Source organism: Shewanella sp. 0m-6 (genome assembly GCF_052977325.1).
The window spans coordinates 82,444-104,185 of the sequence record NZ_JBRIMD010000016.1; the positions used below are offsets into that span (position 1 = coordinate 82,444).

Annotated in this window: 19 protein-coding genes; 7 read left to right on the plus strand and 12 right to left on the minus strand. The window is 43.9% G+C overall.

The genetic code is table 11. The features are described from left to right. Positions 1-127 precede the first annotated feature (127 nt). From ACVBJC_RS13420 to ACVBJC_RS13450, 7 genes are all read left to right on the plus strand, one after another. Entirely contained in the window at positions 128-580 is a 453-nt protein-coding gene (locus ACVBJC_RS13420) for a MarR family winged helix-turn-helix transcriptional regulator (RefSeq protein ID WP_447161273.1), read from the plus strand. Positions 581-661: 81 nt separating this feature from the next. Beyond that, complete coding sequence (locus ACVBJC_RS13425; protein ID WP_447161274.1) at positions 662-1,348, plus strand: hypothetical protein; 687 nt, start codon at positions 662-664, stop codon at positions 1,346-1,348. A 411-nt stretch (positions 1,349-1,759) separates the two neighbouring features. Further along, the gene (gene nrdD / locus ACVBJC_RS13430) at positions 1,760-3,877 is read left to right on the plus strand and encodes an anaerobic ribonucleoside-triphosphate reductase (protein WP_447161275.1); all 2,118 of its coding nucleotides are present in this window, start codon (positions 1,760-1,762) and stop codon (positions 3,875-3,877) included. Between the two features lie 131 nt (positions 3,878-4,008). Beyond that, positions 4,009-4,473 carry an anaerobic ribonucleoside-triphosphate reductase-activating protein gene (nrdG, locus tag ACVBJC_RS13435; protein WP_447161276.1) on the plus strand — a complete coding sequence of 155 codons (465 nt, stop codon included), beginning with the start codon at positions 4,009-4,011 and terminating at the stop codon, positions 4,471-4,473. 165 nt (positions 4,474-4,638) lie between these two features. Continuing rightward, entirely contained in the window at positions 4,639-4,995 is a 357-nt protein-coding gene (locus tag ACVBJC_RS13440) for a YibL family ribosome-associated protein (RefSeq protein ID WP_447161277.1), read from the plus strand. Positions 4,996-5,210: 215 nt separating this feature from the next. Beyond that, entirely contained in the window at positions 5,211-5,840 is a 630-nt protein-coding gene (gene ribA, locus ACVBJC_RS13445; protein WP_447161278.1) for a GTP cyclohydrolase II, read from the plus strand. A 96-nt stretch (positions 5,841-5,936) separates the two neighbouring features. Continuing rightward, on the plus strand, positions 5,937-6,743 hold the full coding sequence (locus ACVBJC_RS13450; RefSeq protein WP_447161279.1) for a hypothetical protein: 807 nt from the start codon (positions 5,937-5,939) through the stop codon (positions 6,741-6,743). Between the two features lie 167 nt (positions 6,744-6,910). On the opposite strand, the gene ACVBJC_RS13455 is transcribed toward ACVBJC_RS13450, so the two are convergent. The 12 genes from ACVBJC_RS13455 to ACVBJC_RS13510 all read right to left on the minus strand — a co-directional run bounded on the left by ACVBJC_RS13455 (position 6,911) and on the right by ACVBJC_RS13510 (position 21,740). Continuing rightward, positions 6,911-7,228 (minus strand): VF530 family protein, encoded by a 318-nt coding sequence (locus ACVBJC_RS13455; RefSeq protein ID WP_447161280.1) that lies wholly within the window; start codon positions 7,226-7,228, stop codon positions 6,911-6,913. Between the two features lie 157 nt (positions 7,229-7,385). Beyond that, positions 7,386-7,781: a rhodanese-like domain-containing protein gene (locus ACVBJC_RS13460; protein WP_447161281.1), complete on the minus strand. Its 396-nt coding sequence runs from the start codon at positions 7,779-7,781 to the stop codon at positions 7,386-7,388. Positions 7,782-7,805: 24 nt separating this feature from the next. Continuing rightward, positions 7,806-8,024: a YgaP family membrane protein gene (locus tag ACVBJC_RS13465; protein WP_447161282.1), complete on the minus strand. Its 219-nt coding sequence runs from the start codon at positions 8,022-8,024 to the stop codon at positions 7,806-7,808. Positions 8,025-8,123: 99 nt separating this feature from the next. Then, complete coding sequence (locus ACVBJC_RS13470) at positions 8,124-11,327, minus strand: efflux RND transporter permease subunit (RefSeq protein WP_447161283.1); 3,204 nt, start codon at positions 11,325-11,327, stop codon at positions 8,124-8,126. 43 nt (positions 11,328-11,370) lie between these two features. Next, positions 11,371-12,408, minus strand: a complete 1,038-nt coding sequence (locus ACVBJC_RS13475) for an efflux RND transporter periplasmic adaptor subunit (protein WP_447161284.1) — start codon at positions 12,406-12,408, stop codon at positions 11,371-11,373. 109 nt (positions 12,409-12,517) lie between these two features. Then, positions 12,518-13,234 carry an SIMPL domain-containing protein gene (locus ACVBJC_RS13480; protein ID WP_447161285.1) on the minus strand — a complete coding sequence of 239 codons (717 nt, stop codon included), beginning with the start codon at positions 13,232-13,234 and terminating at the stop codon, positions 12,518-12,520. Positions 13,235-13,418: 184 nt separating this feature from the next. Further along, on the minus strand, positions 13,419-14,711 hold the full coding sequence (locus tag ACVBJC_RS13485) for an OmpP1/FadL family transporter (RefSeq protein ID WP_447161286.1): 1,293 nt from the start codon (positions 14,709-14,711) through the stop codon (positions 13,419-13,421). 346 nt (positions 14,712-15,057) lie between these two features. Continuing rightward, positions 15,058-16,518: a sodium/proline symporter PutP gene (gene putP / locus ACVBJC_RS13490; RefSeq protein ID WP_447161287.1), complete on the minus strand. Its 1,461-nt coding sequence runs from the start codon at positions 16,516-16,518 to the stop codon at positions 15,058-15,060. Positions 16,519-16,658: 140 nt separating this feature from the next. Beyond that, on the minus strand, positions 16,659-17,363 hold the full coding sequence (locus ACVBJC_RS13495) for a DUF3379 domain-containing protein (protein ID WP_447161288.1): 705 nt from the start codon (positions 17,361-17,363) through the stop codon (positions 16,659-16,661). Next, positions 17,356-17,919: a sigma-70 family RNA polymerase sigma factor gene (locus ACVBJC_RS13500; protein WP_447161289.1), complete on the minus strand. Its 564-nt coding sequence runs from the start codon at positions 17,917-17,919 to the stop codon at positions 17,356-17,358. Before ACVBJC_RS13500 ends, ACVBJC_RS13495 begins: the two co-directional genes overlap by 8 nt. A 195-nt stretch (positions 17,920-18,114) precedes the next feature. Then, positions 18,115-19,749 (minus strand): BatD family protein, encoded by a 1,635-nt coding sequence (locus ACVBJC_RS13505; protein ID WP_447161290.1) that lies wholly within the window; start codon positions 19,747-19,749, stop codon positions 18,115-18,117. Beyond that, positions 19,743-21,740, minus strand: coding sequence for a VWA domain-containing protein (locus ACVBJC_RS13510; RefSeq protein WP_447161291.1), 1,998 nt, complete (start codon positions 21,738-21,740; stop codon positions 19,743-19,745). The genes ACVBJC_RS13505 and ACVBJC_RS13510 overlap by 7 nt, the downstream gene beginning before the upstream one ends. Between the last annotated feature and the right edge of the window lie 2 nt (positions 21,741-21,742).

The following is a 21,742-nucleotide window of genomic DNA, read 5'->3' on the forward strand; positions in this document are numbered from 1 at the left end:
CTTTATACATTTTGCAAATGCTTTGCGCGCAAAATAATTGCTCGCAAATAAAAGTGGTGTAAGCTAGTTTTGACACCTGATGTGAGTTAAAATTAGTAAAATTTTGACTTGCCTAAGTGTAGTAGCAGTGACCAACAACGACTCAAACGACACGTCTAACAATTGTCTTTCTGATAACGTCTGCTTTGCGCTCTATACGGCTAACAACGCCTTAATGAGAGCTTACCGTCCGTTATTGGAGCAATATGAGCTGACATACCCACAATATTTAGTCATGCAGTCATTATGGCTACAAGACAGAGTAAGCTTGACGCTGGTATCACAATCGACCCGGCTCGATATGGGGACGTTGACCCCTATCGTTAAGCGACTTGAGACTAAAGGTTTTCTAAAGCGACTGGCTGATGAAACCGATGAGCGTAAAAAGGTGATAGCGTTAACCGATGCCGGTCATAGCCTTAAGCTTGAAGCCTTGGCGCTCAAACAAACCTTGTTAGCAAAGGTTGATATGAACCCGGAGCAAGTTGAACAACTTAGAACGTTATGTTTGTCCTTAACCCATGCGTTGACGCAAAAATGACCAGTTGATTTTCTAGTTAACAAGTCGGCACGTTAAATGCTTTAGAGATCCCTATACTCTCTTTACGCCGGCTTTTTGACGATGAATCCACTCAGCAGTATCAGCAATGCAGTTAATAGTAATGCTCAGGTATCAGACACTTATGGCGTTAATAGTGGCCAGTCAAATGTTGGCGGTGCTGGGGCTGTCGCTGCACTAGGAGCGACAGCGCCTCAAGCTGAAACGACGGAGCTGACAAAAAATGATAATACGCTGGTATTATCTGGCCGTGCAGAAAGAGCACAGAAAATCGAGGCGATGGCTAACGATTTCTTCAAAGGAGGCCAATTTACTTCGGCACAATTACCGTCCCTTATTCAACGTCTTTATCAAGATGGCATTCTCAGCGAAGGCCAGCTCAACCGATTATCTAATAGCGGTTTCGACATCCCGCCAGCAGAAGTGCAGCCTTTATCTGACTTTATTGATGAACAGCGCAGTATGTTAACCAATAGCGAACAAGACCGAGAGCTTGCCGAGCTGCTAGACAACGCGAAGTGGGTCATGGGGGCAATGGATGTATCGCAATCTCCTTTAGTTGCACAAAAGGCTAACCGGGTTTCGAGCCAAATTACTGACTTGTTACAATCTGAAAGGCCATTGACGGAAGTGCAACAGAACCAGTATCAAGGGTTGAAATCGTTGATGCAGCTCGCTGCAATGACTGGCGAACATCAGCAAGAAAATGGTCAGCTCAATAGCTACCTTGCATTAGCCAAAAGGCATTAGTATTTATCTATGTGTGATTTTACTTTTGTAGTTGAGAATACATTTTGAGCTGGATTCTTTCTGCAAGAGAAGGATCAATTGCTACTTGTCGCTCGCCCTTTTTTAAAGCTTCCAATAAGTTGCGGCACACGTAATGAATAAAGAATTTTACCTGCCTATTTTTATCCACAATTTATACCTAAATTATACTGTCACTAGCCCGCTTACATGAGTTCGTCAAGGCCATAATTTGAGATCAGTGGCTTTGTAGGCAGAACTGTTTTCTTATTGTCTTCCTCTTTTAAAATGATGATCTGGATCAAAGTACTTATCGTTATTTTATAGCTTAATGCGCCACATATTGTGATTTATTGAAAAAGTAGCACTATATATAGTGTTGCTTTGATGAGCGAGCTGAAGAGGATTTATACAATGCCAGTGGTTATTAAACGGGATGGTTACCGTACGCCTTTTGACGAAACAAGGATTAAAGACGCCGTGATAGCAGCTGCTAACTCGGCAGGTATTGAGTGCGCTGAATATGCACAACAGATTGCGGAAAATGTGAGAGAAAGTGTTTCGCAGTTAGCAGAAGTTAATATCCATGATCTGCAAGACACCGTTGAAAACTTGCTCATGGAAGGGCCGTATAAATCTTTGGCGCGCGTTTACATCGAATACCGTCACGATAGAGATATCAATCGTGAAGTTAGCAGCCGCTTGAATAAAGAGATCCGTGGTTTAGTTGAGCAAAGCAATGCGGCTTTGTTGAATGAGAACGCTAATAAAGACTCTAAAGTGATCCCAACTCAGCGCGATCTGCTTGCGGGTATCGTGGCTAAGCACTATGCAAAATGCCACATTTTGCCTAAAGATGTCGTTGCCGCACATGAGTCTGGTGAGATCCACTACCACGATTTAGATTACGCGCCATTCTTCCCGATGTTTAACTGTATGCTTATTGATTTAAGCGGCATGTTAACTCAGGGCTTTAAGATGGGTAATGCTGAAATTGAAACCCCGAAGTCAATTTCTACCGCGACTGCAGTGACCGCACAAATTATTGCGCAAGTGGCAAGCCACATCTATGGCGGTACAACGATTAACCGTATCGATGAGGTATTGGCACCCTTTGTGGCGAAGAGTTACGACAAGCACTACCAGGTAGCGCTTAATTGGGGCATTACCGACGCAAAAGCGTTTGCCACTGCGCAAACTGAAAAAGAGTGTCACGATGCATTTCAGTCATTAGAGTATGAAGTTAACACACTACATACTGCAAATGGTCAAACCCCATTTGTGACTTTTGGTTTCGGTTTAGGTACCTCTTGGGAATCACGCTTAATTCAGCAGTCTATGATGACAGTGCGTATTGCAGGTTTAGGTAAAAATCGTAAAACAGCGGTATTCCCAAAACTTGTTTTTGCTATTCGCGATGGCATTAACCATAAAACCGGCGATTGTAACTACGACATTAAGCAGTTGGCACTTAAGTGCGCTACCACGCGTATGTACCCAGATATTCTTAACTATGAACAAGTTGAGAAGGTGACAGGGTCATTTAAGACGCCGATGGGTTGCCGTAGTTTCTTAGGAACCTTTGAGCAAGATGGTGAGCTTGTGCATGAAGGCCGCAACAATTTAGGTGTTGTGAGTTTGAATTTGCCACGTATTGCGCTTGAAGCAAAAGGTGATGAAGCAGAGTTCTACCGTATTTTAGATGCGCGTTTAGCCATGTCCCGTAAGGCCTTGGACACTCGTATCTCTCGTCTTGAAGGTGTTAAAGCGCGCGTTGCCCCTATCCTATATATGGAAGGTGCGTGTGGTGTGCGTCTAAAAGCTGATGATGATGTTTCTGAGATCTTCAAAAATGGTCGTGCATCAATTTCATTAGGCTATATTGGTCTGCATGAAACTATTAATGCGCTTTATGGCACAGACGAGCATGTTTACGACAGCGAACTGCTACGTGAAAAAGCCATTGCGGTTATTAAGTACATGAAACAAGCCACCGACAGCTGGAAAGCAGAGTCAGGTTACGCATTCAGCCTGTACAGCACGCCAAGTGAGAACTTGTGTAGCCGCTTCTGCGCACTTGATACCAAGATATTTGGTGTGGTTGATGGCGTTACCGCAAAGGGTTACTACACAAACAGCTTCCATTTGGACGTTGAAAAACAAGTGAACCCTTACGATAAGATTGATTTTGAACAGCCATACCCAGAGATAGCGAACGGTGGTTTCATCTGTTATGGCGAATTCCCTAACATGCAAAATAACGTAGAAGCGTTAGAGAACGTATGGGATTACAGTTTTAGCAGAGTGCCATATTACGGTACTAACACGCCTATTGATGAGTGTTACGACTGTGGCTATACCGGTGAGTTTAGCTGTACTAGTAAAGGTTTTACGTGCCCTAAGTGTGGCAACCATGAACCAAGCCGTGTGTCTGTGACGCGCCGTGTATGTGGTTATTTAGGTAGCCCAGATGCAAGACCGTTTAACTATGGTAAGCAAGAAGAAGTTAAGCGCCGCGTTAAGCATTTATAATAAAAATACTAGGGGCTTAGCATGCAAATGGCTTAGCCTGTAGATATTGGGTTTGTGTACATAAAAGGTGCTGTGTTCAGCACCTTTTTGTTTTCTAGTTAAAGCAAAATTCTAGCTGAAACGAGTTTAATATGAATTATCATCAATACTATCAGACAGATGTAATTAATGGCCCCGGTACTCGTGCGACCCTTTTCGTGTCGGGGTGCGAGCACCAATGTCGTGGTTGTTATAACCAATCCACCTGGAACCCTTGTTCTGGTCACCTTTTTGATGAACAGATGCAACAGCGTATTATTGATGACTTAAATGATGAACGTATTAAACGCCGTGGATTATCGTTATCCGGTGGCGACCCTCTGTTTCCTGCAAACCTGACAGCAATTTTGTCGCTAGTTAAGCAGGTGAGGGAGCAATGCCCTGGTAAAGATATTTGGCTATGGACTGGCTACACTTTAGGCAGTTTAACGGCTCAGCAGCAGGAAATTGTCGACTTAGTCAATGTCGTGATTGATGGTAAGTTTGAGCAGTCACTTGCCGACCCCAGCTTAGTTTTTAAGGGCAGTAGTAACCAAGAGATCCATTATCTCAGGTAGATTGAGCATATTACTAACGTAACTTGTCAGTTGTTTAGCTATAAACCTAGGTTAAATTGGCTTATATACTGTTATAATGTGGCAATAATGACAAAACAGCGTCAGTTAACTGAGGCTGTTTTTGTTTCTAAACGTGTAAATTAGATTTGAATTTAAGGTCTGTAAATGAATTTAAAGCAGGAGCTGCAAACGCTCAACGATAAGTTAGACAAATTTCGTCGTAAGCTAGCAGCAGCTGAAAAGCGTACCGATCCGACTGTTATCATACAGTTTAAGCAAGAAATTGCAGCTATGACTAAACGGATCAGCGCTGTTAAAGCTCAGCAAACACGCGAGTTAAGCAAGCAAGGCGGCACGGTTACGGGTCTTCAGTTTAGCCGTGTATTAACTAAAGCCGAGCAGGCAGACATGGGTAAGTTGAAAAAGTCTGTTAAAGGTTTGGTTGTGGTTCACCCAATGACGGCTTTAGGTCGTGAAATGGGTATTAAGCAAGTCACAGGCTTTGCGCCAAAAGAGTTTTAAGCGCGTTTAGTTATTGATTTAGTGAGCCGCTTCAAGGTTATCTTTAAGCACTGGGCTTATGCTTGCTCAAGTTAAGTCTATGGCCGATTAGAGAATGCTTTAAGCCATAGACTGATTGAATATTTGAGCTAGCAAGAGTATCGTCTCAAGCATTTATTTTCTTTATCAGGACGTTTGCAGTCTCATGGAATGAGAGTTGTCGTTAAGGTTTTTTCATGTCGATTAAATACATCGCGTCTTCAAAATTACCCACCCCTTGGGGTGTTTTCGAAATGCATGGTTTTGAAGATAGTGAGACAGGTAAAGAGCACGTCGCGCTTACCTTTGGTACATTTTCTCCAGACGCGCCAATCCTCGGGCGTATTCATTCAGAATGTCTAACCGGTGATGCGCTATTTAGTTTGCGTTGCGATTGTGGTTTTCAGCTACAAACGGCGATGCAAAACGTGGCTGAAGAAGGCCAAGGTTTTATTCTTTATCTACGCCAAGAAGGGCGTGGTATTGGTTTACTGAATAAAATCCGTGCCTATGAACTACAAGATCAAGGTGCTAATACGGTTGAAGCGAACGAACGCTTAGGTTTTGAAGCCGATATGCGTAAATATGACATGATCATTCCTATGATGGAAAAAATTGGTGTCGCAAAAGTACGTCTAATGACCAATAACCCTCGAAAAGTGAAAGCGATGCAAAGTTTTGGCTTAGAGGTCGTTGAGCGAGTGCCACTGCAAGTGGGTAAAAACCGCTATAACGAAGGTTACCTCAAGACAAAGTCGACCGAGTTGGGTCACATGATGTCTGAGTACCACTTTACTGAAGTGGATCCTGAAGCAAAACAAGATTAATACCTTTTAGTAAAGTCTTTATTTTCTTGGCTTTACTCTGCTATACCGCTATATTCGGGCTATCGATTAGAGTTTAATTAAGTTTAAAATCAATTTATGGCCCGTTTGCGTTACCTTTCAATTCTACCTCTTTTGATTATAGTGCCTGCTCAGGCAGAGACTGATTACAGTCATTACGCATTCGCTAATTATCTAGGCAGCGGTCTTTATCGAACGTCCGGGCAAAATGCTACTGTGGCTAACATTCCTATTAGTTTTGATCTACAGCGCTCAGAGACTGAGTCCTTAGTGCTCAGAACGCCGGTTTCCATGGGTTTTTTTAACTTTACCTGGAGTGATTTACCTGATGGCGAGTTGCCATCAAGCGTGGGAACCTTGACCGTAACCCCTGGGCTGGAGTATCGGATTAAAACGTCTGAAACTCATGAATTCCAGACCTATGCCGATCTCGGTTTTGGTACTAACTTTACCAATAGTAATGATGTGGTCATCTATTCGGCTGGGATGTCGAGTCTGCTTGATTTTGAGCTGGGCAATACCCATCCACAATGGGTTAATCGGGTATTCTTTGCGGGTTATAACACCTTGCATGATGGCGCGAGTGAGTCATATTCTGCGGTGCAGTCAGGCATTGATATTGGCACTAACTACTACTTTCAAGTCAAAGGTGTTGAGGTTGAACCGCGGTTCTTTGTTGCTGGCTATTGGTACTTTGATAAATTGAAGTTTACCACCCCGTTTGAAGAAGACGTGCTGGTGGCGAATAGTTTTGAAGTTGGTGCCACTCTGGCTTTTTCTAAACCGGTAGGTTGGGATCTGATTAATATTAAACGTTTTGGCTTGAGTTATCGTAAGGGCGATGGGATAGAGGTTTGGCGCTTAATCTTTGAGTTCCCCATTTAGATAGCGGCTTATGATAAGCGCAGCGCACTCGAATGGAATGGCTAGAGTATTTAAGAGATAGAGGCTTAAGGCTATAAATTCAAATGACTTTGGCTTAGCTTGGCCTATGAATTGAAATATATCGGTTTAATCACTAAACCGATATATTGTACTGCATGTTACACAGGTTACTTGCCCCAAATCTTGGCATTCGCTTCAGGTAGTGGCTCTTGCGACTTCTTTGGCTTAGTAACAGAGATCACAGCGTCATAGTCCCTAGGTGGAGGCAAAGGTAAGTTATTCATTTTTAGATAAAGATATTCTACTTTATCTCTTGCCCATTGCGTTTTACGCAAAAACTTTAAACTCGATTTAATGCTTGGATCATGATTAAAGCAGCGGATATCAATACGGCTGCCTAACTCTTCCCAACCATAATGGTCGACAAGATCTGTTAATAAATCTTCGAGCTTTATGCCGTGAAGTGGGTTGTTTGCTTGGGTCATAGTCTTGTTGGAGCCGTCTTGTTCGTACTTACTAGAATGAACTAATTATATCAGTTTATTTGTGGTAGATCTTTAGGGATTGAATTGACAATATCCTTAAGCAATAAAAAGAGAGCCATAAGGCTCTCTTTAACGGTTATTTTCGATTTATTAGAAACTAATGCTGTTTACTCATCAGCATTTGATAACCGCCGCCATTATAGACATTGGTATAACCTTCGCTCACTAACATTTTATTAGCGATGCCACTGCGGTTACCGCTACGGCAATAGACAACGACTGAGCGATCTTTGGCGATCTGTTGTTTTGCAAATGCGCTATCGATTTGCTGATAAGGAATATTGATGGCGTTTGGTAGGTGGCCTTGAGCAAACTCTTCAGGGGTACGAACGTCCACCACTAAGGCGCCGGCTTCAATTTTTTGCCAAGTGACCTTAGGGTCTTGGTCTGCGGCCATGGTCAACGTGCTAAACATGATTAGCAGTAAGCTTAGGCCTAGCAACCATGTCATTGTTTTTGGTTGTTTTTGCTGCAAATTAAAAGCGTTACTCATCAATATACCTTTATTTATCATTATTTAATCTTGATTGGCAGTCGCTAACTCTGCTTCTGATTTGAAGCCAAACTTACGCAATATCATCGCTGCCGGACAAAATCCAGTATAGGCGCTTTGAAATAAATTAGCTCCTACAAAAACCGTGAGCCAGATAAAATTATTGTTAATCCAAACAGTTAAGGCTAAAGATACTAAAACCATAAACCCTGCAAATGCCATAATGGCGCGTTCAATAGACATAGAAACTCCTTTTTAGAACCAGCTAAGCGGTTATCGATTTTGATAAGGACATTGGCGCATTGTTAGCGCCAATATCTAACGTTGAATGACATCTTAGTACTATTTTAAGTATCGCTTTTTCATCACCGCGTAATACAGCACGGGGATCACAACCAGTGTTAATAAGGTTGAGATTAAAATTCCAAAGATAAGGCTTATCGCAAGACCATTGAATATGGGGTCATCGATAATAAACAGTGCACCTATCATGGCTGCTAATGCGGTTAGCATGATAGGTTTTGCTCTTACCGCGCCAGAGTGGATAACGGCTTGCTGAAATGGCACGCCAGCGGCGGTTTCTTGGTGAATGAAATCAACCAGTAATATCGAGTTACGTACGATAATTCCCGCCAGCGCAATCATGCCAATCATAGATGTTGCGGTAAATTGTGCACCAAGTAATGCATGCCCAGGCATGACACCGATAATAGTCAATGGAATAGGCGCCATAATAATTAATGGTACAATGTATGATTTAAATTGGGCGACCACCAAGAAATAGATGGCGATCATTCCAACGGCATAGGCAATCCCCATATCTCTGAACGTTTCGTAGGTGATCTTCCACTCACCATCCCAAAGAATCGCGACGCTATCGAGTCCATTTGGCTGGGTTACATAGTGCTGCTCAAAGCCTAAGCCTTGCTCATCGTTGATTTGGCCCACCATATCAAACATACCGTACAAAGGGCTGTCGAGTGGTCCCGCCATATCAGCGACGACCATGATCATTGGGATCATATTTTTATGGATAATGGGGCTATCAATATTACCTTTGTCGATGCGGACCAGTTCTGATAACGCGATAGCTTGATTGTTATGGCCGCGCAACGTTAAATTAAGGACTTGGTCTAAATCAACTTTGGTACCTTCTTGTAGCTGGATGTTGATTGGGACGGGGCGTTTTTGATCCGCTTTATGCAAATAGCTAATATCTTTACCACCAACAGCCGTAGCAACTAAATCAACAATGTGGCTGTAAGGTACGCCGAGTAAACTCGCTTTTGTTCTGTCGATGATGACTTGCCATTTAGCGGCGGATTCAGGCAGATAAATATCGATATCGACCACATCTTTGGTCTGTTTAAATACGCCGAGCAGCTCGTTTGCAGCTTGCTCACGTATCGCTTCACTAGGACCATAAACTTCTGCAAGAATAGGCGACCATACCGGTGGGCCTGGTGGCACTTCAACCACTTTAATATTGGCGTTATATTTAGCGCCAATGGCTTGCAGTGGCTCTCGCACTGATAAGGCAATACTGTGGCTATCGCGGTCGCGGTGTTTCTTATCGACCAAATTCACTTGGATATCACCTAGCTCTTGGGTTTGACGTAGGAAGTAGTGACGCACAAGTCCGTTAAAGTTCATGGGGGCACTTGTACCTGCATAGAGCTGATAGCTTGCCACCTCTTCAACTTGATTGAGGTAGCGGCCGAGTTCCTTCAAGGCTTTTTGGGTTTGTTCAACGGGCGTGCCTTCTGGCAGGTCGACCATGACTTGAAACTCTGACTTATTGTCAAACGGTAGCATTTTTAACACCACGAGTTTGCCAATGGGGAGCGCAATAGCCGCCCCGATAAGCACAAATATGGCCGCGGCTAAGCCAAAACGGGCTTTGCGGGCATTGTTACCTAGCACAAATGGGCCAATAAGGCGGTTAAACAGGGTAAACATCGCACCGCTGTTTTCACTTGGCTGTGGCATATTGGGGTCGGTATGCTTGTGTTTAAGCAGTTTTTTACTGAGCCAAGGAGTGATCATAAATGCGACGGCAAGAGAGATCAGCATGCCCATACTGGCATTGATGGGAATAGGGCTCATATAGGGCCCCATTAATCCAGATACAAAGGCCATTGGCAGTAGCGCTGCAATAACGGTAAATGTGGCCAAGATGGTGGGGCCTCCGACCTCATCAACGGCAACAGGGATAAGCTCTGCAAAAGAACGTTTACCCATTGCCATATGCCGATGAATATTTTCAACCACCACGATAGCGTCATCGACTAAAATCCCGATAGAGAAAATCAACGCGAATAGCGATATGCGATTGAGGGTAAACCCCCAGGCCCAAGAAGCAAACAAGGTCAGTGCTAGCGTGATGATAATGGCAATGCCGACGACCATCGCTTCTCTGACGCCCATGGTTATCAACACTAGGATGACGACAGCAGCTGTGGCAAAAAGTAGCTTTAAAATGAGGGTATTGGCTTTGTCGCCTGCGGTTTCACCATAATTGCGCGATACGCTGATCTCTACGCCATCAGGGATCAGGACATTTTCAACTTGATTGACGCGATCTAAAATTGCGTTGGCAACATCGACCGCATTTTTGCCTGGCTGTTTACCTATGGCGATGGTCACCGCGGGGTAAATATCTTGCTTATCGCCATGCCAGGCACTTTTTAGCGGAATGTTTGATTTAAGGGTGATATCCGCCAGATCGGCAAGATAAACAGGAGCCGCTTGACCGCCGCTATCTTGTTTAACCGCAACGACTAGCTGTTTTACATCTTCAATATTTTGTAGGAATTGGCCTGCCTGTACCTTAATTTCTTGGTTTCCTTGTACGAGAGAGGCGGGCATCGAAATGTGGTTGTTGCTACTGAGACTTTGGTTTATTTCATCAAAAGAAACACCGTAATAGTTCATCTTCAGCGGGTCAATTCTGACGTTTAGTGTCAGCTGATGCTCGCCTACCGAGTTAATCTCTCTGGTACCTGCAATACGTTTAATTTCAGTTTCTAAGCCGTTGGCAATATGAGTGAGTTGCTCAGCAGAGACTTGAGGCTGTTTGGACCATAGGGTGAGGCTGACAATGGGCACATCATCAATTCCACGAGGCTTAATTTGTGGCTCGCCGACACCCGCCTTTAGGGGGAATTTGTCGAGGTTAGAGTGGAGTTGATTGTACAATTTCACAATGGCGTCATTACGCTCAATTCCGACTTCAAATACCACAATAAACAGTGCGCCGTCTGGCTGTGAAAACGAATAGAGGGTATCGATACCTTTAATTTCTGAGATCACCTGTTCGATTGGCAAAGTAACCAGGCTCTCGACTTCGCGTGGTGTTGCGCCGGGGAAAGGCACAAACACATCGGCAAAGGTCACATCGATTTGGGGTTCTTCCTCTTTGGGCGTGACTAAGACTGCAAAAAGTCCAAACAATAAGCCCAACAGAGCTAATAATGGCGTGATAGCACTGGATTGAAAAGCGCTAGCAATGCGTCCAGAAATACCTAATTTAGTTTGAGTTTGCATGACAGGTCTTCCTTAAAGCTCTTCGGCTAGATTCGATTAGGTTTTATGGTTTATGACTTTGCTTAAGCATTAGTAGTGCCTGATAGGCATCTTTTGCGACAATATCGCCATCGGATAAGCCCGCAAGGATCTCAACCATTGCGTTATCGGTCTGGCCCAACCTCACTTGATTGAGTACCCAGGTGTCATTTTGCTGAATATAAACGGCACTGAGCTCATTCATAGTCAGTAATGCCGATTGAGGAATGAAAATAGCCTGTCGACTGCCACTGATAAACTGCGCTTTGATAAGGCTTCCTGGGAATGCGCCCTGAGTGTTTTGAGGCAGTGGTATACGCACTTTGTAGCTGCGACTTTGAGGGTCAACAAAACTGAACAGAGTCGGGGTATCTACGTCGAACTGTTGGCCGTTATCTAAGGTTAACTTGAACACGGGCTGCTGTTTTAGTGCTTCGATATAACGTTGAGGAACTTGGGTGACGGCGCGCATTTGGTTGACTGAGTAGCCAGAGTAGAGTGGCTGTCCAGGACTGACGGTTTCACCTTGCTCTACATGTCTTTGGGTTACAACGCCTGAAAAAGGTGCGCTAACAATCGTGTATTTTAACGACTCTGTTGCTTGAGTTATTTGTGCTTTAGCCGCGCTAACCGCCTGTTTGGTTGATTTGGCATTGGCCTCTGCTTCATCCATTTCCCCTTTTGAAATGGCGCCTTTGGGGAATAGCTGTTGATAGCGTTCAAGCTGCAGTTGAGCTTCTGTGTTAAGTGCATTGGCTTTGGCGTAATCAGCTTCGGCAGCAGCAAGTTGTGCACCTTGCTCTTTATTGGTGATCTCGAGTAAAGCCGCGCCTTCAGGTACGAAATCATTAATATCATAGTTAAGATTGATAATTCGACCAGAAGTTTGGGCTGAGACGGTCGCGGATTGAGTTGGCTCCACAATTGCGTCAAGAGATACCCAATTAGCATAGCTCTTTGCTGCCACCGTTATAGACTCGAGCTGCTTACTTTCAGCTGCTGCAGGGATGCTGATGAAGGGGATAGAGCCTAATAAGAGATAACCCAATAGTGTTTTTTTCATAATTATTATACGTCAAAATCAATCCATGCAATAATTCTAATGGAAGAGGTGGCTAACTGCAATAACTATTCATTAGAAAAATGCGATGGATGTTTTTCAGCTTGCTAACTTAATCGTTAAGGTAGTAGGTCAATGTTGACACGATACGGATTTTTTTGATGTAGGGAGTATTGCTGTCTCTGTCGTTAATACTAAATTGTCCTTGCGTCGCTTTTTTAATTTTACCTAGCTTGGAATTAGAGTCCTTGGCAAATTTTTCTGCGACTTGGCGTGCATTTTGAGTGGCAGATTGAATCATTTCTGGTTTGACTCTGTTTAGCTCTGTAAACAAAAACTGCGCTTTACTATTGTAGTCTTGATCGGAAATGGCAATGCCGTCTTTAACTAGGCTCAACATATTAGTGCGGGTTTTAAGCAGTAAATCGACTTTGTCAGTATATAAAGAAATAGATATTTTAGCGGCGTAACGGTATTTAACATTTGGATCGACATAACCTTGGGCTTGTCTGTCTTCAATTGCAGGTAGCGCAACGGTTATTTCACTGTCACTAAAGCCTTGCTGCTGTAAGAATTCGACGACCTTGTTCGTTTTGCTCTGCACTGTCTGGTAAAGGTCATTGAGATTGTTATCGACCTCACTGAATCGAATTGGCCAAATAGCAATGTTTGCTCGCACCTCTTTTTCGGCTAAGCCTTTTACGGTGACCGTTCGATCCATCGCTTTCATCTTAATCAGTTTATCGCCAACGGTACTCGCTGACATTATCAGGCCAAAGCAGAGTAAACCACCAAGAATAAGGGCGGGTAGGGCGTTGTGCTTAGACATAAAGTACTCAGAGTGATTGCCAGTACTGTTAAGTTAGCAGGGAATAGCTGGTTAAGACAATGAATAAGTTTTCATCAGTATATGGGATTCATCAGAACTCAGGGCGATAGACTAAAGGCAATAAAAAAGCCGCATTAATATGCGGCTTTTAAAACACAAGCAGTTTTACTGTTAAGTGTTTAGCTTAGAACTTGTAGTTGTACTGGATAGAGTAGTACGTTGCGTTTGATGTAGTTGTCGCATGTACAGTACTTAAATCATCGCCTAGAGCTGGGTTTAGGTTACCTACTAAGCCTAATACAGAGCTTTGTTCTGTAAGGTTGGTTTCTTCACCGCGAACAAATGCAATACCAAAGTCTAAACTGGTGTTTTTAGAGAGGTTGTAAGTCGCGCCCATTGTGTACCACTGACGGTCTGAATCTGGAATAGAGATTGAGCTGACTTCACCGACTACGCCTTGGTCAAACATGTAACCAGCACGCAGTGTCCATGTGTCAGTTAGAGTATATGTACCACCAACACTGAATAACCAAGAGTCATCCCAAGCATATTTTTTTAGTTGAGCTTCAGAAGGATCGGTAACAGTGATTTCGTGGAAATCTCCCCAAGTGGTCATCTGCGCTGTGTAATGCAATGCAAACTTTTCTGTTAGCTGATGGAAACCTGCAACTTGGAAAATATCTGGAAGCGGAATGTTGATCTCTTCGTAGTGCGTGCCAGCGAATATCACAGTACCGTCGGCGCTGAACTCTGGGCTGAAGCGGTAGCTCATACCAAAACGGTTGTCTGCATTGATTTCATATACAGCGCCGACAATACCACCAAAAGCGATACCTTCTGCATCTACATCAACGAGCTCTAAATGTTGTGGTCCTTCAGGTGTTGGCATTGCACCACCACGCGTTAACGTGCCAGAGCCATAGATCACATCAAGACCTGCTCCCACACTCAAGTTATCGTTGATGCGGTATGATGCGCTTAGATTGAAGTTGATAGTTGTCACTTCAGTCTTACCAAGCAGATCAATAGGAGCGGGTATTGCACCTGCAACGATGTTGTTTGACAAATCGGTAGTATCGGTACCTGTACCGAAGTTACTGAACATAGCAACACCGTAAGCGAATTTATCGTTTACTGGGCTAACATAGTAAAAGTTCGGAATTATTTTCGCTTCGGCACCATCATCTATGCTGCCGTAATGGAGTTCACCTAGGTTTGAGTTAACAAATACATCTTGAACTTCAACTTGTACGTCAGCATAAGTTAAGCCCATTGAAAGTTGTTTCTCATCAAACAATGCCATAGCTGCTGGGTTACGTGAAAGTACTGATGCGTTATCGGCTATCACTGCGTCACCGGCGAATGCACGGCCAACACCTGTTGCCGATTGGGCGTTAATTTGGAAGCCCGCAGCCATTGTTTGAGTGCTTACTAGAGCTACTGATACAGCAATAAGAGTCTTGTTGAAATTCTTCATTATTATCATCTCTATTATATTTTGGTCTTGCTTATTGGGGGCTAATTCATGATTAGCGGCAAGATCCACTTATTAGACCAGTGCATAGTAGGGAGATGTGAGCAAGCTAACAACTCCGACCAGAATCGTTTTATTGTTGATTATTAGTTAATTGTTGCGCGTTTTTATGGCGGTTAAATTAACAGCGCAATTGAAACTGGCTATAGAAAGTATAGCTAGCATAGGCTTGGGCATATGAGTTGGTTTGATTGTGCGTTAATGGAATGTAACGGGTGGGGTGTTTAGGAGGTTGTTGATAAAAATAAAAAAAGCGTACAAGTGTACGCTTTTTATCTGCTTTAGTTCGCTATTGCTGCGATAGCTTAGCTTCGAAGCTATCGAACTGCTGTTTAATAGCCTCTGAAGGGCTTTGCATTTTACTGACGAGTACACCTGCAAGTGTGGCTAAAATAAATCCAGGTAGAATTTCATAGATGTCGAAAATGCTGCCAGTGAGTTGCTTCCAAATCACAACGGTAAGCGCGCCAACAATGATGGTAGCGATAGCGCCATTGCGGCTATAGTTACGCCAAAATAGTGAAAGTAATACAACAGGACCAAATGCGGCTCCAAAACCGGCCCATGCATAGCTCACAAGACCAAGCACGCTACTATCTGGATTAAGGGCAACAATACCTGCAATAACAGCAATGGCCAATACGCCAATACGACCGACTAACATAAGCTCTTTGCTTTGCGCTTGAGGACGTAACCATTTTTTATAGAAATCTTCAGTGACAACACTAGAGCACACTAGAAGCTGCGAGTCGATAGTACTCATAATCGCCGACAAGATAGCGGCAATAAGTAAACCACCAATCCATGGGTTAAAGGCGGCGTGCGCGAGGTGAATGAATACCGTTTCAGGATTTGATAATGGCTCGGCCGCAAAGTAAAGACTACCTGCAATACCAGTTGCTAAAGCACCTAATAATGCTAGTAGCATCCAGCTCATTGCGATGCGGCGTGATACAGGAATATCATCAGGCGACGCGATAGCCATAAAGCGCGAAAGAATATGTGGTTGACCAAAATAGCCAAGTCCCCATGCTATTAGCGATATAAAGCCAATAAAAGTGGTATTTTCATTAAACAAAGACAACATAGCGGGATCGATGTTCTCTAGACCAACTTGTGTTTCAGGAAGGCTAAAAATGGCCACCGGAACGATTAGGAGCGCAACCAGCATTAAGCAGCCCTGGGCAAAGTCAGTCCAGCTAACGGCTAAAAATCCACCAATGAAGGTATAGCTTACGATAATGGTAGAGCCGATCAGCAGCGCTAAGGTGTAATCGAGCCCAAATACTTTTTCAAATAAAATGGCGCCGCCAACCATGCCTGATGAAGCATAGAAGGTAAAGAATACTAAGATAGTAATAGCTGAAACCAGCTTTAATGTGCCTTGCTTATCTTCGAAACGTTTTTCAAAAAAGTCAGGTAGCGTGAGGGCGTTATCAGTAAATTGCGTATAAACACGCAAACGTCTCGCGACAAATAGCCAATTGAGCCAAGCACCAAAAACTAAACCGATGCCAATCCAGGCTTCCCCTAATCCGCCTAGATAGACCGCGCCAGGTAAGCCAAGAAGTAGCCAGCCAGACATATCGGATGCACCCACACTGAGTGCAGTTACAGCAGGGCCCATACCGCGGCCACCTAAAATATAATCGTCTACAGAATCTGTTGCTCTATAAGCCCATAAACCTATGCCCATCATCAAAGCGAGATAGGCGATAAAAGTAATTAAAACGGGTAATTCAATTGTCATGTGTGGTTCACGCTTCTTTTCTTTTCTATTTATGTGGGCGCTATGCTAGCAGATTTATGAGCTAAGGCTCAATAAAGGAGGGATATGTGATGAAGATCTAACCAATGATGCACTTTGAGCATCATTGGTTGTGAAGAGATTTAGATGAAAGTTTGCTTAATTTCGTTTTTAACGTAATTAAGATCTTGGCTTTGTTCACCGACGAGTAACATGTATGCGTTGTCTGTCGCAAAGCCCATTCCTTTGTATTTGTTATCAGCAAAGGCTTCTTCAAGCACCATGCGATCTTCTAGCGGTACGATAAACAGGGTCACTTTACCTTGTTCACCTTGCATGACTAAATGAAGGCTTTGTACACCTTGAAAGTCACAGTAAGTGCTGTAAAAGACTTTACCCGGTTGCTGGGTAAACCTCATATCGTTTTGCCCGCCAAGAGAAGCAAGTTGAAAGTTTACATCTTGAAACTGTACATTTTGATCAATACGCAGGGCTTTATCTTCATGATGCACATGGGCTAAGGCGTGTTGACTAAGATCTACGGGCCCCATTCTCATTAACGTAAACGTCATGCCCGCTAAAAATGCGACCGAAGCCACCAGTGCAAAGGCAAAACCGGTTTTGCGGCGCTGTGAGTGATGATGTTGTAGCTGTTGTCTTAACAGTAACTTTGCCGCTAGATCATCGGGAACATCGATGCTTAATGCTCGCTCGATTTTATTGTCTAACCCTTTTAGATCGTTTAAAAAGGCCTCCCTTTCTACTGACTCCATCGCAGCATCGAGAAAGTCAGGATCTTGGTTATTGGGTTCACTGTAGGCCTGGCGACGAAACGTAAGCTCATCCATTGGATTGACCCCTGTGTTTTGGTTGTTCAAGTACATCTTTCAGCTGATTTCTCGCTCTAAATAAACGTGTCATAACGGTATTTCTATTCAAGTCGAGGATTTTTGCGATCTCTTCACCACTAAAGCCACCAATAACTTGTAGTAATAGTGGTTCTCGATATTCAAGTTCTAACTTAGAAATTTGTCGCTGTATTAAATGTTGTTCTACATGTTCTTCGGTACTGCCCGAAAAAGTATCTTCAATAAATTCTTGTTCTATATCGGAGTAATTAAACTGCTTACGCTCAAAACGGCGAGCGTTTTCTCGACGTAAAATAGTGATCAACCAAGCTTTAGCGGCTTTCTCATCTTTTAAAGAGTCAAGAGATCGCCAAGCACGGAGAAACGTTTCTTGGGTGATATCTTCTGCGATATGTTTATCGCCGCATAGCCAGTAGGCGAAACGGTAAATATCGGCATGAAGTGCCCTGACAAGGCTATCGTATCGTCGTTGTTTACTAACCATGTCTGAAGAGACCGTGGACTTCGACTTTTTGTTTCGCCAACTCTCAAACATTTTTATTTTTTCTAACTGGATCAATAAAACACAGCTTAACCTCGTTCAAGTTGGAATACCAATGGTTAAGTTTAGCGGTGTAAATGGTTATGTGTAACGGTGTAAAAGCAAGCTATGAGGACATAGCATTAGGGCTAAAAACAATAAGACGCTTATATATAAGCGTCTTTTTAAGGAGTCAGTTACCCAATCGATTTAACTGGGGTTGAGCTTGACTAACGCCGATGATTTAGCTTGAGTATTCGGTGCTGCTTTTCTGACAACGGATAACAGCTGGGCAAAATCGATATTGTTAGTGAGTTTGCTCGGGCTGTATGCAGCTCGCTGCATTTGTTCAATCGCGTTAGCTATCACAGAGTCAGTCATCGAAATTTGACTTAGAGACATTGGCTGTCGATATAACTCAGTGTAATAGCGAGTAAGGCCGTTTAGGACTTGAGTGGCATCTTTTGCGCGGCAGGCTGCTTGCAGAGCAGATAAGGTATTGCTTGGTTTCGCGATGATTGGCTTAGCGTCTGTGTCGGCATGTTCGCTCCGATTTTTACGGGCGTTAAGCCACAGTGCAAGTGTTATAAGCCAAAGGGTACCTAAGGCTAGAGATAACCAAGGCCAAAACCCACTACTGCTATTATTGGTCGGCGTTTGTATCACTTGCTGCTCAATAGGCGCCATAGCAGTATCACCTTTTACGACAATCGTGCGGGCAGGCAAGGTGGCAAACTGCTGTTTGTTGAGGTGTGGATTCCACCATGGCACTGTAATTTCAGGCAGGGTGTAAGTACCTGGACTTGTCGCTACAATCGCAGTGGTCTGAGTGAGTTGAGACACCATTTGGTTGTCGCGAAGGAACGTATTGCGCTGCGCTTTTTCTGGGTAGGTTTTCAGTGCCTTCGGGGTTAGCATGACAATGTCTGGTAAACTCGTTTCATCGGTATTTGATGCGAGCAAGGTGATGGTGCGAGTAATTGGCTCACCAACATTATATTCAGTTGCAGTCTCAGGCCAATCCTCTTTTAATACCACGAGATCAGAGACCAACCATTCACCATGATAATCCGCTGGCATAGGGTTGATCAGCACCGTCATTTTAGGTGCTTGAGTTTGTGTTGGTCGGCTTTCATTAAATGAGAACATGGCACCGCTCTGTCTTGATTGGACTAGCACGTCACCCGAGAAACTGGCGCCTGTAATGGTCAGCTCACCAGGTTGGTCGGCAATAATGGCATAATTGCGTTCAATCACCCGATAACGACGACCATTAACAATTTCAGTGCTGTCTTTATCTTCTCCAAGCTGCTTTATTTGTGCACCTTCAAGATCAGGGGCATTTAGCACGCCACGTTGTAGCTCTAGCGCTAAATAGAGCTTCACCTTATACGTTAGCATTTGGCCTACATAGGCCTCATCGCTAGAGATATTTGCTCGCATAAAGATATCTTGCATCTGTTGGGGCTGAGAGCCTGTTTTCAATACAGATAAAGAGATGGGGTTAGAGCTAATACCCTCGATATTAAATGCAGGAATGACTAGGTTTCCGCTGTTTTTAGGTGAAAGCAGTACCTGCCAACGCGTTTCGTTACTGGCATCAAAGTTCATGATTTTTTTACTGCGGCTGATACTGGTTCGGCCAACAATAAAGTCTTTCAGCAGTGATGAGGTATCGAGTTTGCCACTGTTGAGATCGTCATCAGCAGTTACAGTCAGTACCAAGGTCTCTCCTTCCATCACCGGATTACGGTCAACAGAGGCTTGCAGTTGGGTTATCGCGCTCGCTGGAAAAGCGGTTGTAATGGCGATGATCGCTAAAAGAAAAATATGCCGTATTACCACTGTTCGATTTCCTTAGAATTGATGCCTTGTTGGCGACGTTTCTGGTATTCAAGTTGCATTTTATTACGCAGTAAGACTTGGGGATCATCAGCGATTGCACGAAGAGCTCGTTCCATTTCTGGTGGTAAAGGCTCATCCGTTACGATTGTGCTTGCAACTGCTTGCTCCGATCCTGCTTCTGGCTGGCCAGCGTCTTGATTGGCCTGTGCCTCTGCTTTTGCTGATTGATCTTGTTGCTCTTGCGCTTTATCTGCCTCAGCGTTTTGTGTTATTGAGTCTGCCTCAGCCTCAGCCTCAGCCTGCATCTCAGCATCGTTATCAGCCTTAGTTTGATTCGAGGTTTGTTGTTCAGACGCTTGCTGATCTTGTTCTTGTTGAGAAGGTGAACTTTGCTCACCTTTATCCTCAGACTGCTGTGACTGTTGCTCTTGAGATTGGCTGTCTTGTGGTTGATTATCACTAGATTGCTCATCTTTGGATTGCTCATCTTTGGATTGCTCATCTTTGGATTGCTCATCTTTGGATTGCTCATCTTTGGATTGCTCACTGTCTGATTGGCCATCTTGTGACTTGTCTTGTTGAGATGGGTCTTGTTGCGACTGGTCATCTTTTGGTTGCTGCTCAGGCTGATCACTATTTTGTTGTTCTTGTTGCTGTTGGAGCTTTTTAGCTAACGCTAAGTTACTCTGCGCTGCATCAAACTGCGGTTTCTTATCTAAGGCTGACTGGTAGCGCTGCTGCGCTTGCTCGTATTGGCCCAGTTGCATTAAGACATTGCCTTGATTATATAAACCATTGGCTGAGCTATCTTGCTCAAATGCGCTGAGTGCTTGCTCGTATTCGCCCGCCTTATAAAGCGCACTCGCTTGCCATTGTGGGTCGACAAATTGCGCTGCAGCAGTTTGATAGTCATCAGCTTGGTAAGCCTGCATGGCTTGCTGATCTTGGGTTTGCCACAGGTCGTCCCATGCACTGGCATAGGCTTGCTCACTGGGCTGGATAAGCAGAAGCAGGGCAAAGGTGGCAATCATACCGTTTCTAAAACTCAGTAGGGCAGGTAATAGCAGTAGTAGCGCAAAATAGGGCCCTAAGTCCTGCCATGTTTCGCCTTCAAGATCACTGGCTTTGGTGTCTTGTGTCGTGGCGAGCCATTGCTTTATTTGAGTGATCCCCGAACCGTCAGCTCGGCTTGGCACTAGTATGCCGTTAGCGTCGGTCGCTAACTCTTTTAGCAGGGCATAATCTGTTTTAGCGACAACAATTTGATTGGCGTTATCACGTAATAGCTGACCATCGGGTAGCTTTATCGGTGAGCCCTGTTGGCTACCAAACGCAATAATCGCTAGCCGATATGGACTGCCTTTTAGTACCGACTCGGCGCGCTTAAATTGAGTACTAGTGATCCCGTCAGTAAATAAAATAATATCACCTCGAACATGCCCACCCTGACTTAATAAAGATTGCGCCTGAGTGATAGCTGCTTCAAGGTTTGACCCCTTAATTGGCATAATGCTAGGGGTTAGTGTGGGTAAAAGGTTAAGCAGGGTCGCTTTATCTCGCGTTAGTGGGCTAATGGTAAATGCGTCACCTGCATAGGCAATTAAACCTGTTTCACCGTCAGGCAATTCATCGATAAGATCCGTTGCTCTAAACTTTGCTTGAGTTAAGCGGTTAGGAGCTAGGTCATTAGCATACATCGACAGTGACATATCCATAACGATAACTCGCCCTTGAGCTGACTCAAATACCGGCAGTGCTTTTTTCTCAAAGGCGGGGCCGGATAATGCAAATACTGCGATAAGCCATGCGATAGCCAAATAAGTAATGTTATTGTGTTTTTTCTTAATCGAACCACCAACCAGTACTTTAGCCAGATGTGGTGCAATATAATGGTTCCAGCTAGAGCTTGCGGTTTTACTTCTATATAAAAACAGCAGTAGCAAGCCTAATGGGATCAGCGCAAGGAACCATTCAGGACGTAAAAAATGCATGG

What these genes read in the sequence shown, in the direction of transcription:
- ACVBJC_RS13460 (WP_447161281.1), bottom strand. Translation starts at nt 7,781, where the DNA reads ATGAGTAACGCTTTTAATTTGCAGCAAAAACAACCAAAAACAATGACA.
- ACVBJC_RS13450 (WP_447161279.1), top strand. Translation starts at nt 5,937, where the DNA reads ATGGCCCGTTTGCGTTACCTTTCAATTCTACCTCTTTTGATTATAGTG.
- ACVBJC_RS13455 (WP_447161280.1), bottom strand. Translation starts at nt 7,228, where the DNA reads ATGACCCAAGCAAACAACCCACTTCACGGCATAAAGCTCGAAGATTTA.
- nrdG (WP_447161276.1), top strand. Translation starts at nt 4,009, where the DNA reads ATGAATTATCATCAATACTATCAGACAGATGTAATTAATGGCCCCGGT.
- ACVBJC_RS13465 (WP_447161282.1), bottom strand. Translation starts at nt 8,024, where the DNA reads ATGTCTATTGAACGCGCCATTATGGCATTTGCAGGGTTTATGGTTTTA.
- putP (WP_447161287.1), bottom strand. Translation starts at nt 16,518, where the DNA reads ATGACAATTGAATTACCCGTTTTAATTACTTTTATCGCCTATCTCGCT.
- ACVBJC_RS13510 (WP_447161291.1), bottom strand. Translation starts at nt 21,740, where the DNA reads ATGCATTTTTTACGTCCTGAATGGTTCCTTGCGCTGATCCCATTAGGC.
- nrdD (WP_447161275.1), top strand. Translation starts at nt 1,760, where the DNA reads ATGCCAGTGGTTATTAAACGGGATGGTTACCGTACGCCTTTTGACGAA.
- ACVBJC_RS13440 (WP_447161277.1), top strand. Translation starts at nt 4,639, where the DNA reads ATGAATTTAAAGCAGGAGCTGCAAACGCTCAACGATAAGTTAGACAAA.
- ribA (WP_447161278.1), top strand. Translation starts at nt 5,211, where the DNA reads ATGTCGATTAAATACATCGCGTCTTCAAAATTACCCACCCCTTGGGGT.
- ACVBJC_RS13485 (WP_447161286.1), bottom strand. Translation starts at nt 14,711, where the DNA reads ATGAAGAATTTCAACAAGACTCTTATTGCTGTATCAGTAGCTCTAGTA.
- ACVBJC_RS13425 (WP_447161274.1), top strand. Translation starts at nt 662, where the DNA reads ATGAATCCACTCAGCAGTATCAGCAATGCAGTTAATAGTAATGCTCAG.
- ACVBJC_RS13470 (WP_447161283.1), bottom strand. Translation starts at nt 11,327, where the DNA reads ATGCAAACTCAAACTAAATTAGGTATTTCTGGACGCATTGCTAGCGCT.
- ACVBJC_RS13480 (WP_447161285.1), bottom strand. Translation starts at nt 13,234, where the DNA reads ATGTCTAAGCACAACGCCCTACCCGCCCTTATTCTTGGTGGTTTACTC.
- ACVBJC_RS13500 (WP_447161289.1), bottom strand. Translation starts at nt 17,919, where the DNA reads ATGTTTGAGAGTTGGCGAAACAAAAAGTCGAAGTCCACGGTCTCTTCA.
- ACVBJC_RS13495 (WP_447161288.1), bottom strand. Translation starts at nt 17,363, where the DNA reads ATGGATGAGCTTACGTTTCGTCGCCAGGCCTACAGTGAACCCAATAAC.
- ACVBJC_RS13475 (WP_447161284.1), bottom strand. Translation starts at nt 12,408, where the DNA reads ATGAAAAAAACACTATTGGGTTATCTCTTATTAGGCTCTATCCCCTTC.